At 62.3% G+C, this 12,353-nt stretch carries 13 protein-coding genes and 1 other RNA gene; 7 read left to right on the forward strand and 7 right to left on the reverse strand.

What is annotated here, in order from left to right:
- Window positions 1-64: 64 nt before the first annotated feature.
- Both ligA and ffs read left to right on the forward strand, forming a co-directional pair.
- Window positions 65-2,395, forward strand: coding sequence for an NAD-dependent DNA ligase LigA (gene ligA / locus SB765_RS23340; protein ID WP_410932005.1), 2,331 nt, complete (start codon window positions 65-67; stop codon window positions 2,393-2,395).
- Between the two features lie 293 nt (window positions 2,396-2,688).
- Window positions 2,689-2,785: signal recognition particle sRNA small type (gene ffs / locus SB765_RS23345), an RNA gene on the forward strand.
- A 28-nt stretch (window positions 2,786-2,813) separates the two neighbouring features.
- On the opposite strand, the gene SB765_RS23350 is transcribed toward ffs, so the two are convergent.
- On the reverse strand, window positions 2,814-3,233 hold the full coding sequence (locus SB765_RS23350) for a helix-turn-helix domain-containing protein (protein ID WP_341796382.1): 420 nt from the start codon (window positions 3,231-3,233) through the stop codon (window positions 2,814-2,816).
- Window positions 3,234-3,316: 83 nt separating this feature from the next.
- On the opposite strand from SB765_RS23350, the gene SB765_RS23355 reads away from it, so the two are divergent.
- Window positions 3,317-3,805 (forward strand): DUF2938 domain-containing protein, encoded by a 489-nt coding sequence (locus SB765_RS23355; RefSeq protein ID WP_410910408.1) that lies wholly within the window; start codon window positions 3,317-3,319, stop codon window positions 3,803-3,805.
- A 15-nt stretch (window positions 3,806-3,820) separates the two neighbouring features.
- Here SB765_RS23355 and SB765_RS23360 read toward each other — a convergent pair whose 3' ends face one another.
- Entirely contained in the window at window positions 3,821-4,000 is a 180-nt protein-coding gene (locus SB765_RS23360) for a hypothetical protein (RefSeq protein WP_010955016.1), read from the reverse strand.
- A 31-nt stretch (window positions 4,001-4,031) separates the two neighbouring features.
- Window positions 4,032-4,331 (reverse strand): hypothetical protein, encoded by a 300-nt coding sequence (locus SB765_RS23365; RefSeq protein ID WP_410909983.1) that lies wholly within the window; start codon window positions 4,329-4,331, stop codon window positions 4,032-4,034.
- 356 nt (window positions 4,332-4,687) lie between these two features.
- Between SB765_RS23365 and SB765_RS23370 the strand changes: the two genes are divergently transcribed.
- Entirely contained in the window at window positions 4,688-4,963 is a 276-nt protein-coding gene (locus SB765_RS23370) for a hypothetical protein (RefSeq protein ID WP_145913902.1), read from the forward strand.
- A gap of 192 nt (window positions 4,964-5,155) precedes the next feature.
- Here the strand turns inward: SB765_RS23370 and SB765_RS23375 are convergent, their stop codons facing one another.
- Window positions 5,156-5,899, reverse strand: a complete 744-nt coding sequence (locus SB765_RS23375) for a substrate-binding periplasmic protein (RefSeq protein WP_410932006.1) — start codon at window positions 5,897-5,899, stop codon at window positions 5,156-5,158.
- 148 nt (window positions 5,900-6,047) lie between these two features.
- Between SB765_RS23375 and dnaX the strand changes: the two genes are divergently transcribed.
- From dnaX to recR, 3 genes are all read left to right on the forward strand, one after another.
- A complete protein-coding gene (gene dnaX / locus SB765_RS23380) occupies window positions 6,048-8,123 on the forward strand; it encodes a DNA polymerase III subunit gamma/tau (RefSeq protein WP_410932007.1) in 2,076 nt (691 codons plus the stop codon).
- Window positions 8,124-8,186: 63 nt separating this feature from the next.
- Window positions 8,187-8,522, forward strand: a complete 336-nt coding sequence (locus SB765_RS23385) for a YbaB/EbfC family nucleoid-associated protein (RefSeq protein WP_041167979.1) — start codon at window positions 8,187-8,189, stop codon at window positions 8,520-8,522.
- Between the two features lie 268 nt (window positions 8,523-8,790).
- A complete protein-coding gene (gene recR / locus SB765_RS23390) occupies window positions 8,791-9,393 on the forward strand; it encodes a recombination mediator RecR (protein WP_016498636.1) in 603 nt (200 codons plus the stop codon).
- A 41-nt stretch (window positions 9,394-9,434) separates the two neighbouring features.
- Here recR and SB765_RS23395 read toward each other — a convergent pair whose 3' ends face one another.
- From SB765_RS23395 to hemN, 3 genes are all read right to left on the reverse strand, one after another.
- Entirely contained in the window at window positions 9,435-9,983 is a 549-nt protein-coding gene (locus tag SB765_RS23395; RefSeq protein ID WP_019473383.1) for an adenine phosphoribosyltransferase, read from the reverse strand.
- A gap of 55 nt (window positions 9,984-10,038) precedes the next feature.
- Window positions 10,039-10,773, reverse strand: a complete 735-nt coding sequence (fnrA, locus tag SB765_RS23400; protein ID WP_012273416.1) for a Crp/Fnr family transcriptional regulator FnrA — start codon at window positions 10,771-10,773, stop codon at window positions 10,039-10,041.
- 186 nt (window positions 10,774-10,959) lie between these two features.
- Window positions 10,960-12,342, reverse strand: coding sequence for an oxygen-independent coproporphyrinogen III oxidase (gene hemN / locus SB765_RS23405; protein ID WP_410932008.1), 1,383 nt, complete (start codon window positions 12,340-12,342; stop codon window positions 10,960-10,962).
- Window positions 12,343-12,353: the final 11 nt, after the last annotated feature.

A 12,353-nucleotide genomic window follows, 5' to 3' on the forward strand; every position in this document is an offset into this window, starting at 1 on the left:
TTACCAATCCAGGCCCCAGGCACCACCCCAGGCTGCTCTTTTTGCTTTGCAAGAGACCCTGAAAATGACCGCCGAAACCCGTATCCACGAACTGCGTGCCGAACTCGACCAGCACAACTACCGCTACTACGTGCTCGACGAACCCAGCGTGCCCGATGCCGAGTACGACCGCCTGTTCAACGAACTGAAGGCGCTTGAGGCTGAAAACCCCCACCTGGTAACCCCCGATTCGCCAACCCAGCGCGTCGGCGGCCAGGCTTTGTCCGCCTTCAGCCAGGTGCGCCACGAAGTGCCCATGCTCAGCCTGGGCAACGCCTTCGAAGAAACCGACCTGCGTGAGTTCGGTCGCCGCGTGGTAGAAGGCCTCGACCAGCCCGGCGCGGTCGACTACAGCTGCGAGCCCAAGCTCGACGGCCTGGCGGTGAGCCTGCTGTACCGCGACGGCCAGCTGGTGCAGGGCGCCACCCGTGGTGACGGCACCACCGGCGAGGATATCAGCGCCAACGTGCGCACCGTGCGCAACATCCCGCTCAAACTGCAGGGCCAGGGCTGGCCGGCGGTGCTGGAGGTACGCGGTGAGGTGTACATGAGCAAGGCTGGTTTCGACCGGCTCAATGCGGCCCAGGCCGAAGCCGGCGGCAAGACCTTCGCCAACCCGCGCAACGCCGCCGCCGGCAGCCTGCGTCAGCTGGACTCGAAGATTACCGCCAGCCGCCCCCTGGAGTTCTGCTGCTATGGCGTTGGCCAGGTGTCCGAGAGCATCGGCGACAGCCACATCGGCACCCTCGAGCAGCTCAAGGCCTGGGGCCTGCCGATCAGTCGCGAGCTCAGGCACGCTGCCGGCATCGATGAATGCCTGGCCTACTACCGCGACATTGGCGAGCGGCGCAATAGCCTGCCTTACGAAATCGACGGCGTGGTGTTCAAGGTCAACAGCCTGGCGGCCCAGCGCGAGCTGGGTTTCCGTGCCCGTGAGCCACGCTGGGCGATTGCCCACAAGTTCCCGGCCATGGAAGAGCTGACCGAGGTGCTGGACGTCGAGTTCCAGGTTGGCCGCACAGGTGCCGTAACGCCTGTGGCGCGCCTGAAGCCGGTCAAGGTGGCCGGTGTGACCGTGTCCAACGCCACGTTGCACAACATGGACGAAATCGCCCGCCTGGGCCTGCGCATTGGTGACACGGTGATCATCCGCCGTGCCGGTGACGTGATCCCGCAGGTGATGCAAGTCGTGCTGGAGCGCCGCCCGGAAGATGCCCGCCCGGTACAAGTGCCGAGCGAGTGCCCGGTGTGTGGCTCGCAGGTCGAACGCACCCAGCTGGTCAAGCGCAGCAAAGGCAAGGCAACTACCAGCGAAGGTGCGGTGTACCGCTGTGTCGGTCGCCTGGCCTGTGGTGCCCAGCTCAAGCAGGCGATCATTCACTACGTGTCGCGCCGTGCCATGGACATTGACGGCCTGGGTGAGAAAAGCGTCGAGCAGTTGGTGGATGAAGGCCTGATCGGCTCGCCGGCAGACCTGTACAAACTGGAATTCGAGCAGGTTGTCGGGCTTGAAGGCTTTGCCGAGGTGTCCAGCAAGAAGTTGCTCGATGCCATCGAAGCCAGCAAGCGCCCGAGCCTGGCACGCTTCATCTACGCCCTGGGCATTCCGGACGTAGGCGAAGAGACCGCCAAGGTACTGGCCCGCTCGCTGGGTAGCCTGGCGCGCGTGCAGCAGGCGCTGCCGCAGGTGCTTACCTACCTGCCGGACATCGGCCTGGAAGTGGCCTACGAGATTCACAACTTCTTCGAAGACGAGCACAACCAGAAGGTCATTGAGCAGCTTCTGGCCAGCGGCATGCAATTACAGGACGAAGGCGAACTGGCTGCCGAATTCGCTGCCAGCACCACCTTGGCCGGGATGATCGCCAAGCTCGACATCGCCTCGGTCGGCCCGACCGGTGCCGAGAAGCTGGTGGCCAAGCTCGACAGCCTGGACAAGATCATCGCCGCCGACGGCATCGACCTGCGCCAGGCCCTGGCGGCCAAGCAGGCTGACGCAGTGCGTGAGTTCTTCAAGGATGAAGCGAATCAAAAGCTGGCGCGGGATATCGAAGCCCAGTTGCTGGCGTTCGGCATGCATTGGAGCAGCGAGAAGAAGGTGGCCGAAGGCTTGCCGCTGGCTGGCCAGACCTGGGTGCTGACCGGCACCCTGGAACGCATGAGCCGCGACATCGCCAAGGACAAGCTGGAAAACCTGGGCGCCAAGGTGGCCGGTTCGGTGTCTGGCAAGACCCACTGCGTGGTGGCAGGGCCGGGGGCAGGGTCCAAGCTTGCCAAGGCCGCTGAGCTGGGCGTGAAGGTGCTGGACGAAGATGCCTTCGTCACATTCCTGGCCGGACAGGGCATTACTATCTGAAGCCCTGCGCTATCCCCGGCCCCAACATTCTGGCCCGATACCAAGAACCAGAAGCTTGTACGGTCCCTGTAGGAGCAGGCTTGCCGGCGATCACCGGCAAAGCCGGTGCCATCCACGGCGCTGCCTTCTTCGCGGGCGCGCCCGCTCCCACAGGTTTGCGGGCCAGTTCAGCGACCATGCGCCTGACAAGTCATTGAGAAATGATGACTTTTTCTGCCTCAGAGGTTGTATCTGCCCTCAAGACCGGTACAATGGCGCCACTCGCTGCTCAGCGAGGCATGTAGTGGTGGCCCCGTCGGTCCCCCCGCATTGATTACCCGTTAACCTGGTCAGGCCCGGAAGGGAGCAGCCATAGCGGGAACATCGAGTGCCGGGGTGTGGCTGGTGGGGCCGCCTCCATTTCTGGGGTCGGAAAACCTCAATCTGCAACGAACGCCTTCGTTCTTGCCTGCTTCTCGCCCAATGCTCCGGCCGCCGAGAGCTTCATCAGCCGCTGGAATTTCGGGCATGCCAGATGATCTTGTTCAGGACACTGCGCCGCATGCCGCAATCCCTTGCTCATCGCTTGCATCCGCCTGATTCGCGCATCCAGTTCGTCCGCCTTGGCGATCAGCATCTGCCGGTCGACCTGCAGGTCCACCAGCATCGCCCCCACTTCATCCAGCGAAAACCCCGCAGCCTGCCCCAAGGCGATCAGTGCCAGCCGGTCTGCCACATCAGCCGCAAACTGCCGCCGCTGGCCGCGCCCGGCCAGCGACTTGAGCAAGCCTTTCTTCTCGTAGTAACGCAGTGTCGATGCGGGTACGCCTGTGCGTTTGGCGACGTCGGCAATGTCCATTTCCGGTCCTTGACTTGAAGTTGACTTCAACTTCTATGCTGCGCGGCATGGGTATTGACCGTCAACCTTCGAGGGCTTGTTCAATGACGTTAACTGCGATGTTTCTAGCTGCTTTGCCGATTGGCATCGGTGCCACTGTGGTGATGGACCTGTGGGGGCTGCTGCTGAGGCGGTTGGGTGTGGCAACGCTGAACTTTGCCATGGTCGGGCGTTGGGCAGGACATTTGCTAGGCGGGCGTGTGTCGCACCAAGCGATTGCCAAAGCGGAACCGGTGCGAAATGAGTTGGCGTGGGGATGGGTGATTCATTACGCCACTGGCGTGCTTTTCGCGTTGCTGCTGGTTTTGATCGCAGGGGAGAGCTGGTTGCGGTCACCTACTCTTTTGCCAGCAGTAGCTGTGGGTGTGGGTACAGTCGTGGCACCGCTGTGCTTCATGCAGCCGGCGATGGGGGCGGGGTTCTTTGCGTCCAGAACGCCGACACCTGCGCGTAACTGCCTGAAGAGCCTGGCCACGCATTTTGTGTTTGGTGTGGGGTTGTTCTTGAGTGCGGGTTTACTTGCTTTAGTGTGACGGCAGGGAGTTGGGTCAGAGCGAGCGCAAAATCAGCATGCCTGCTAACAGCAGTACCCCTGTAGAGATTGCGCCGATGTAAAAAAGGAGCACACCCGTCCATGGCGAAGACGCTCGAAGGTTGCGCATTTCTTCGGCGAACGCTTCTGCTTCATTCAGTGCTGTTCTGGTGTGATCCTGGGCGGCGCGGTGCATGTGTTACTCCTTGTGCTGGTTTAATCGAAGCTCAGAGCTTGCTGGCCACTGCCATTACGCCAACTATGGTTGTAACAACTGCTGAACCCGTTGCGATTGGGTACCAGAACGCCTCCAGCCGGAGCTTACGCGCTTCTGCTACAAATTTCTGTGCCTCGGCCCTTAACTTGCGGCCTTCATTTTGTAACTTCTCAAGTTCGAGATGTTCACGATCATCCTGATGCATCGGGCTGTCTATTCTGTTGCGGCGAAGGTGCCAGGGGCGGGCTTGATTGTGTGTGGTTTGGTTCGGCCGCGAAACCGCCGTTTTCCATTGAGTGTTGTAGTCCAATTGCGATCAAGTTCGTCAGGCACGTCACGTCGGAGTAATTTTAGACGGATCTGATATCAATCGAAGAAAGCTCCTACACGTCAGGTAGGTATAGCGAATTATCCTACGATCTCCGTCGACTCCCGTCTGATTGTCCCGGTCAACCTCGCCCACTAGGCTTTCGCGGTCGCTGTCAGCTCAGCGATCGGGTGTGGAAGCCTGGGCGGCACACGGGACAGTTGTCATTTATGGCGGCTGTGCGCGGGAGGTATTCGTACCTGCCGGGTCTACCGTGTGCCTGGTCTTCCACCCCGCGTACAGTTGCCACCCTAATGCGTGGAAGCAGAAGGGGACAACACAGCCAACACGGAGCTGTCATGAAAAAGCTGGTCCCCGATCCGCCCCACGTCTTCGATCTTCCCCAAGGCAAATCCCTTTCCCGCGCCATCAGCGAAGGCATCGTGCCGATGGAGTTCGCGCTGATGAATGTTTCCCACTACCTGATGTTCGCCTACAGCGATAGCCGTCGGGCGCTTGAGCGCATTCAGGACGAAGAAACCAGGCAATTGCTGGAGCATGGGTTGCGGGCCATGCAGATTGCCTGGGGGCAGGCGGATGCTGTCAGCTTGGCGTTTGAACGCAAAGGCCAGTGATGTTGCGTTTGCAATAGAGATTTTGAGGGTGCCGCACAACTCTGTGGGAGCGGGCATGCCCGCGAAGAACATTACTCGGTGGATGGCACCGGCGATGCCGGTGTTCGCGGGCATGCCCGCTCCCACAGGGTTTGCACAAGCTTTCACTAATTGAGCAGGGCAGTAAGTTGTGGCGGCATTTTGCTGGGCATTTCAGGGCCGGGCTACAGACATATTGTCCGGGTCGCCCGCTCCCCCATACCGCTGCACAATCCGCTCGATCTCCCCCGACTGCTTCATTCTTACCAGCGCCCGCAACAGCGCTTGTGTCGGTATCGATGGATCGTTGCGCACCATGCACCCCAAATCCTGTTCTTCCAGCACCGCCAGCGCCTGCAATTGCTGCTCGGCTGGCAAGCCTTGGTTGAACCACTGCAAAGACAGCTGGTTGCTCACCGCATGCCGATACCGCCCGGCCTGAAGCTTTTGCAGCACCAGCAACTGGCTGCGGCTGTCCTCACGGTGCAGCTGGCCCTTGTCCAGCAGCGGTTGCAGGGTTGAATAGGTGTAGCCCAGCACCGTGCCGATAGCCTGGGGTGGCAGCTGCTCTGGCGGCATCGGGGTGCTGTCACTGGCGCGGCCAACCAGCACGTCGCGCTGGTGAATCAGCGGGATACTCCACACAAAATTCCCCGGGCGGTCATTGAGCCATCGGGTGCTGACGTAGCAACGCACATCAATGTCGCCGCTGCTCATGGCCTCCTCCAGGCGCAGGCGGGCCATGACGTGATACTCGGGACGAGCGCCCACTTCCTTGGCAACGGCCTGTGTCAGGTCGTAAAGCAACCCCTCCACTGGCTGGTCGCCTTCGAGGCGCACCAGTGGCATGCTCCAGCTCTCTGCCACCGAGAAACGCAGCACCGGCTGTTCCGCCAGGCTGTAAGCGGACCAGAGCATCAGAAGCGCCAGCAGAATTGGCAAAGGCGTATCCTCCCTGAACAACGCGCCTGTCTCAAAGCGTAGACGACGCGCGCAGGGTGCAATTTTGCCCCCGCTCCGCTAGCATTAGCGATCTTCCGCTCTATCAGGCTACGATGGTTTTTCGATGAGTTATCAGGTTCTTGCACGTAAATGGCGTCCGCGCTCGTTCCGCGAAATGGTCGGCCAGGCCCATGTGCTGAAGGCCTTGATCAATGCCTTGGACAATCAGCGCCTGCACCATGCCTACCTGTTCACCGGTACCCGGGGCGTGGGCAAGACCACCATCGCCCGTATTATCGCCAAGTGCCTGAACTGTGAGACCGGCATCACCTCCACGCCATGTGGCACCTGTTCGGTGTGCCGTGAAATCGACGAAGGCCGCTTCGTTGACCTGATCGAGATCGACGCCGCCAGCCGCACCAAGGTCGAGGACACCCGCGAACTGCTGGACAACGTGCAGTACGCCCCGAGCCGTGGGCGCTTCAAGGTCTACCTGATCGACGAAGTGCACATGCTCTCGACCCACTCGTTCAACGCCTTGCTCAAGACGCTGGAAGAGCCGCCGCCCTACGTCAAGTTCATCCTCGCCACCACCGACCCGCAGAAGCTGCCGGCCACCATCCTGTCGCGTTGCCTGCAGTTCTCGCTGAAGAACATGAGCCCGGAGCGGGTGGTTGAACACCTCAGCCACGTACTGGCTGCCGAAAACGTGCCGTTCGAGCCGGATGCCCTGTGGCTGCTGGGCCGTGCGGCCGATGGCTCGATGCGTGACGCCATGAGCCTTACCGACCAGGCCATCGCCTTTGGCGAAGGCAAGGTGCTGGCCGCGGATGTGCGGGCCATGCTTGGTAGCCTTGATCATGGCCAGGTCTATGGTGTGTTGCAGGCGTTGCTCGAAGGCGATGCCCGGGCATTGCTGGAGGCCGTGCGCAACCTGGCCGAACAGGGCCCGGACTGGGCTGGGGTGCTGGCCGAAATGCTTAACGTGCTGCACCGTGTGGCCATTGCCCAGGCGCTGCCTGAAGCGGTGGACAACGGCCAGGGCGACCGTGAGCGGGTGCTGGCGCTGGCTTCGGCCTTGCCGGCCGAAGACGTGCAGTTCTATTACCAGATGGGCCTGATCGGTCGCCGAGACCTGCCGTTGGCGCCAGACCCGCGTGGTGGCTTCGAGATGGTCCTGCTGCGCATGCTGGCGTTCCGCCCGGCCGATACCGACGATGCGCCGAAACCGGTGCTAAAGCCAGTGGGGATCAGCCAGGCCACAGCTGATCCTGCAGCGCCGGTGGCAGCCTCGGCGTCGGCCGAGCCCTCATCGTCTGTCGCGGCCGTACCGGCAGAGCCTGTAGCGGCCGCCCCACTGCTGGAGGTGCCTGCACCTGCGACAGCTGACCATGAGCCGGAGGCCGAGCCAGACGTTGAGCTGCAGGCCGAGATCGAGGCCATTTCCGTACCCGAGCCAGTTGCGGAGGTGGTCGACCTGCCGTGGGAAGAGCCGGCAACTGCACCCGCACCGGTAGCCGCTGAACCTGCGCCTGTGCCCGTACCAGCGCCCGAGCCTGTAGCCCCTGCGCCGGCACCACAGGCCACCCCGACCCACGACGAGCCGCCTTTCGACCCCTCCGCCTACGCAGCCGTAGGCATGGATCGCGACGATGAGCCGCCGCTGGACGAAGACTATTACGGTGGTGAAAGCGACCCGGTCGGTTTCAGCTACCTGGACGAGTTGGCCGAACATGTTCAGGAGGACGTGTCCAAGCCTGCGGCCGAACCGCTGCCGGCGGCCAAGCCGGCCACCGGGCTGGCCCTGCAATGGCTGGAATTATTCCCACAGTTGCCTGTGTCCGGGATGACAGGCAACATCGCGGCAAACTGTACGCTGATTGCCGCCGATGGCGACGATTGGCTGCTGCACCTGGACCCTGGCCAGGGCGCGCTGTTCAACACGACCCAGCAGCGGCGCCTGAACGAAGCGCTCAACCAGCACCTGGGGCGCACGCTGAACCTGCGGATCGAGCTGATCCTGCCCGAGCAGGAAACCCCGGCCCAGGCGGCGTCGCGCAAGCGCGCAGAGCGCCAGCAGGACGCCGTAACCTCGATCGAGCAGGATCCGTTGATCCAGCAGATGATCAAGTTGTTCGGTGCCAAGGTGCGGCAGGATACTATTGAGCCTGTAGAGGCCCTGGCCAAACAGAGCCAGTAACGGATAACCATGCGGCTGGCCCTGCGCCGGGCCGCATCACATGACCCAATCGAGGTATACCCCATGATGAAAGGTGGCATGGCCGGCCTGATGAAGCAGGCCCAGCAGATGCAGGAAAAAATGCAGAAAATGCAGGAAGAGCTGGCCAACGCCGAAGTCACCGGCCAGTCTGGTGGCGGCCTGGTGAGCGTGGTGATGACCGGTCGTCACGACGTCAAGCGCGTCAGCATCGACCAAAGCCTGATGTCGACTGACGAGGACGACAAGGAAGTGCTGGAAGACCTGATTGCCGCCGCGCTGAACGATGCCGTGCGCAAGATCGAGCAGAGCAGCCAGGACAAGATGGGCGGCATGACCGCCGGCATGCAACTGCCACCGGGCTTCAAGATGCCGTTCTAAGGGCATTGCGATACCTAAAACCGCCGCTGATGTCAGCGGCGGTTTTTTTTGCCCAGATTTCAGCCTTGGCGCGGTCTGCTTTCATGTGGGAGCAACGGTTTTGCTCAAACTTTGAAATTTTGCACGATAAATGTGGGAGCTTTCCAGTTTTGTGCAAGGCAGTTGCTCTCACATAACTGCAGGCCGCGTAGACTTGGGATGACGTGATTTGACGCCACTGCCCACGCTGGGTATAAACCGCCTCTTATTGATTTGTCAGGCCATCCCCATGAGCTTCAGCCCCCTCATCCGCCAACTGATCGACGGCCTGCGCATCCTGCCAGGTGTCGGTCAGAAAACCGCCCAGCGCATGGCCTTGCAACTGCTCGAGCGTGACCGCAGCGGCGGCCTGCGCCTGGCGCAGGCCCTTACCCAGGCCATGGAAGGGGTGGGCCATTGCCGGCAGTGCCGCACCCTGACCGAGCAAGAGCTGTGCCCGCAATGCGCCGACACGCGCCGTGACGACACCCAGCTGTGCGTGGTCGAGGGGCCGACCGATGTGTATGCGGTGGAGCAGACCGGCTACCGTGGCCGCTACTTTGTGCTCAAGGGGCACCTGTCGCCGTTGGACGGCCTGGGGCCGGAGGCCATTGGCATTCCGCAGCTGATGGCGCGCATCGAGGAGCAGGGCACCTTCACCGAGGTGATCCTGGCGACCAACCCGACGGTGGAAGGGGAGGCGACGGCGCATTACATCGCGCAGTTGCTGAGCGAGAAGGGGTTGATGGCGTCGCGGATTGCCCATGGCGTGCCGCTGGGCGGCGAGCTGGAGATGGTGGATGGCGGGACCTTGGCCCATGCCTTTGCAGGGCGCCGGCCAATTTCGCTCTGACTTGGTATTGAGGGGGCTGCAAAGCAGCCCCAAAAGCCAACTCAGTATTCGCTGAGGGTAAACTCGGTCAGGCAGAAGGTTGGCACACCCGCGGCCTGAAGCCGGCGCGACCCCTCCAGTTCCGGCAGATCAATGATAGCCGCCGCCTCGAACACCTGCGCCCCGGTGCGGCGCACAAGGTTGGCCGCCGCCAGCAGCGTACCGCCCGTGGCAATCAGGTCATCGAAGATCAGCACCGAATCGCCTTCGCACAGGCTGTCGGCATGCACTTCCAGGAAGGCTTCGCCGTATTCGGTCTGGTAACCCTCGCTCAGCACGTCAGCCGGCAGCTTGCCCTGCTTGCGGAACAGGATCAGCGGCTTGTTCAGCTGGTGGGCGATGATCGAGCCAATCAAAAAGCCCCGCGCGTCCATGGCACCAATGTGGCTGAACTCAGCCTCGACATAGCGCTCGATGAACTGGTCGGCCACATAGCGCAGCCCGCGCGGCGATTGGAACAGCGGGGTGATGTCGCGGAAGATCACGCCCGGTTTGGGGAAGTCCACTACCGGGCGGATCAGGGCTTTGAGGTCGAAGGCGTCGCTGTGCATTGGTGCGGGTATCCTGGGAAAACGAATGCCCAAGTATACCCGCTAAACGCAGGCCTCAGGCCTCGATTGCGCCACCGGCCAGCGCGCACAGCTGGATCGGGTCAAGGATGTGCACTTCCTTGCCTTCGGCGCGCAGCAGGCCGTTCTGCTGGAAGCGGGTGAACACCCGCGACACGGTTTCAACTGCCAGGCCCAGGTAGTTGCCGATTTCGTTGCGCGACATGCTCAGGCGGAACTGGTTGGCCGAATAGCCGCGGGCGCGGAAGCGCGCCGACAGGTTGACCAGGAAGGTGGCAATGCGCTCGTCGGCAGTCTTCTTCGACAGCAGCAGCATCATTTGCTGGTCGTCGCGGATTTCCCGGCTCATCACCCGCATCAGCTGGCGACGTAGCTGCGGCAGTTGTACCGACAGCTCGTCAAGCCGCTCGAAGGGGATTTCGCACACCGACGTGGTTTCCTGAGCCTGGGCCGACACCGGGTAAGCTTCTGTGTCCATGCCCGACAGGCCGACCAGCTCGCTGGGCAGGTGGAAGCCGGTGATCTGCTCTTCGCCGCTGTCGCTGAGGCTGAAAGTTTTCAGGGCACCGGAACGTACGGCGTAGACCGAGCCGAAATTGTCACCCTGGCGGAACAGGAACTCGCCTTTTTTCAGCGGCCGGCCACGCTTGACGATTTCATCCAGTGCATCCATGTCTTCCAGGTTCAGCGAAAGAGGCAGGCACAGGGGGGCCAGGCTGCAATCCTTGCAATGGGCCTGGTTGTGTGGGCGCAGTTTGACTGGCTCGGACATTTGAATCGATCCTTGTGGGAAAGCACACATAAGTCGTAAGGGTAACCCACGACACAGGGTGTAGGCCAGCATGCGCGTTGATGGTGCGCCCTGGCGAAACCCCGGCAGACGTCCTGCCGGGAGTCCTTGTGTGCCCATATTGTGCCTGGCAAGGAAGCTTGTCCATGCGGTTGAACGACTCGGTTTTCAGATAACCCGCGAGAAGCGCTGGCGGTTGTGCATCGCCAGGTAGGCGTCGAACACCATGCATACCGAGCGCGCCAGCAGGCGGCCGGCCGGCAGGATGCGGATGCCCTTGGCATCCAGGCTGATCAGGCCGTCGCGCTGCAAGGTCAGCAGCTCTGGCCAGAGGTCGTTGAAGTAACCGCGAAAATCGATGGTGAAGGCCTGCTCGATCGGTTCGAAGTCCAGCTCGAAGTGGCAGATCAGCTGCTGGATCACCGCGCGGCGTATCCGGTCGTCGTGGTTGCACACCAGGCCGCGCTGGGTGGCCAGCTGGGCGTTGGACAGGCTCTCCTGGTAGGTATTGAGGTCGCTGCTGTTCTGGCAGTACAGGTCACCGATCTGGCTGATGGCCGACACCCCCAGGCCAATCAGGTCGCAGTGCCCGTGCGTGGTGTAGCCCTGGAAGTTGCGCTGCAGGGTGCCTTCTTCCTGGGCGACGGCCAGTTCGTCGTCGGGCAGGGCGAAGTGGTCCATGCCGATGTAGCGGTAGCCGGCGGCGGTCAACTGGTCGATGGTAGCGTGCAGCATCTCCAGCTTGGCGGCCGGGCTGGGCAGGTCGTTGTTGTCGATGCGCCGCTGGGGCATGAAGCGCTCGGGCAGGTGGGCGTAGTTGAACACCGACAGGCGGTCGGGCTGCAGGCGGATCACTTCTTCGACGGTGCGCGCAAAGCCTTCCGGGGTTTGCTTGGGCAGGCCGTAGATCAGGTCCAGGTTGACCGAGCGGAACTGCAGGGTGCGCGCAGCTTCGATCAGTGTGCGGGTCTGTTCCAGGCTCTGCAGGCGGTTGACCGCACGCTGCACGGCCGGGTCGAGGTCCTGCACGCCCAGGCTGACGCGGTTGAAGCCCAGCTCACGGAGCAGGCCCATGGTCGACCAGTCAGCCTCGCGGGGGTCGATCTCGATGCCGTAGTCGCCGGAGTCATCGTCCAGCAGGTGGAAATGCTGGCGCAGGGTGGCCATCAGCTGGCGCAGTTCCACATGGCTGAGGAAGGTTGGCGTGCCGCCGCCGAAATGCAGCTGTTCAACCCGTTGCTTGGGGCCCAGGTGGCAGGCGATCAGCTGGATTTCCTGCTCCAGGCGCTGCAGGTACGGCGCGGCGCGGGCACGGTCCTTGGTGATGACCTTGTTGCAGGCGCAGTAGTAGCAGATGTTGGCGCAAAACGGCACGTGCACGTACAACGACAGCGGGCGCACGGCACGACGGCTCTCGCGCAGGGCGTGGAGCAGGTCGAACGAGCCCACCTCGCTGTGCAGTTGCACGGCGGTCGGGTAGGAGGTGTAGCGTGGCCCGGCAAGATCGTAGCGGCGGATCAGGTCGGTATCCCAACGAAGGTCGTCGAGCATGAGGGCGGTCC

It is taken from the genome of Pseudomonas sp. SIMBA_067 (assembly GCF_046534675.1).
Taxonomy (GTDB): domain Bacteria; phylum Pseudomonadota; class Gammaproteobacteria; order Pseudomonadales; family Pseudomonadaceae; genus Aquipseudomonas; species Aquipseudomonas putida.

Bases quoted from the DNA above. Each gene is read 5' to 3' on its own strand.
- ligA (WP_410932005.1), top strand. From the start codon at position 65: ATGACCGCCGAAACCCGTATCCACGAACTGCGTGCCGAACTCGACCAG.
- SB765_RS23350 (WP_341796382.1), bottom strand. From the start codon at position 3,233: ATGGACATTGCCGACGTCGCCAAACGCACAGGCGTACCCGCATCGACA.
- SB765_RS23355 (WP_410910408.1), top strand. From the start codon at position 3,317: ATGACGTTAACTGCGATGTTTCTAGCTGCTTTGCCGATTGGCATCGGT.
- SB765_RS23360 (WP_010955016.1), bottom strand. From the start codon at position 4,000: ATGCACCGCGCCGCCCAGGATCACACCAGAACAGCACTGAATGAAGCA.
- SB765_RS23370 (WP_145913902.1), top strand. From the start codon at position 4,688: ATGAAAAAGCTGGTCCCCGATCCGCCCCACGTCTTCGATCTTCCCCAA.
- SB765_RS23375 (WP_410932006.1), bottom strand. From the start codon at position 5,899: ATGCTCTGGTCCGCTTACAGCCTGGCGGAACAGCCGGTGCTGCGTTTC.
- dnaX (WP_410932007.1), top strand. From the start codon at position 6,048: ATGAGTTATCAGGTTCTTGCACGTAAATGGCGTCCGCGCTCGTTCCGC.
- SB765_RS23385 (WP_041167979.1), top strand. From the start codon at position 8,187: ATGATGAAAGGTGGCATGGCCGGCCTGATGAAGCAGGCCCAGCAGATG.
- recR (WP_016498636.1), top strand. From the start codon at position 8,791: ATGAGCTTCAGCCCCCTCATCCGCCAACTGATCGACGGCCTGCGCATC.
- SB765_RS23395 (WP_019473383.1), bottom strand. From the start codon at position 9,983: ATGCACAGCGACGCCTTCGACCTCAAAGCCCTGATCCGCCCGGTAGTG.
- fnrA (WP_012273416.1), bottom strand. From the start codon at position 10,773: ATGTCCGAGCCAGTCAAACTGCGCCCACACAACCAGGCCCATTGCAAG.
- hemN (WP_410932008.1), bottom strand. From the start codon at position 12,342: ATGCTCGACGACCTTCGTTGGGATACCGACCTGATCCGCCGCTACGAT.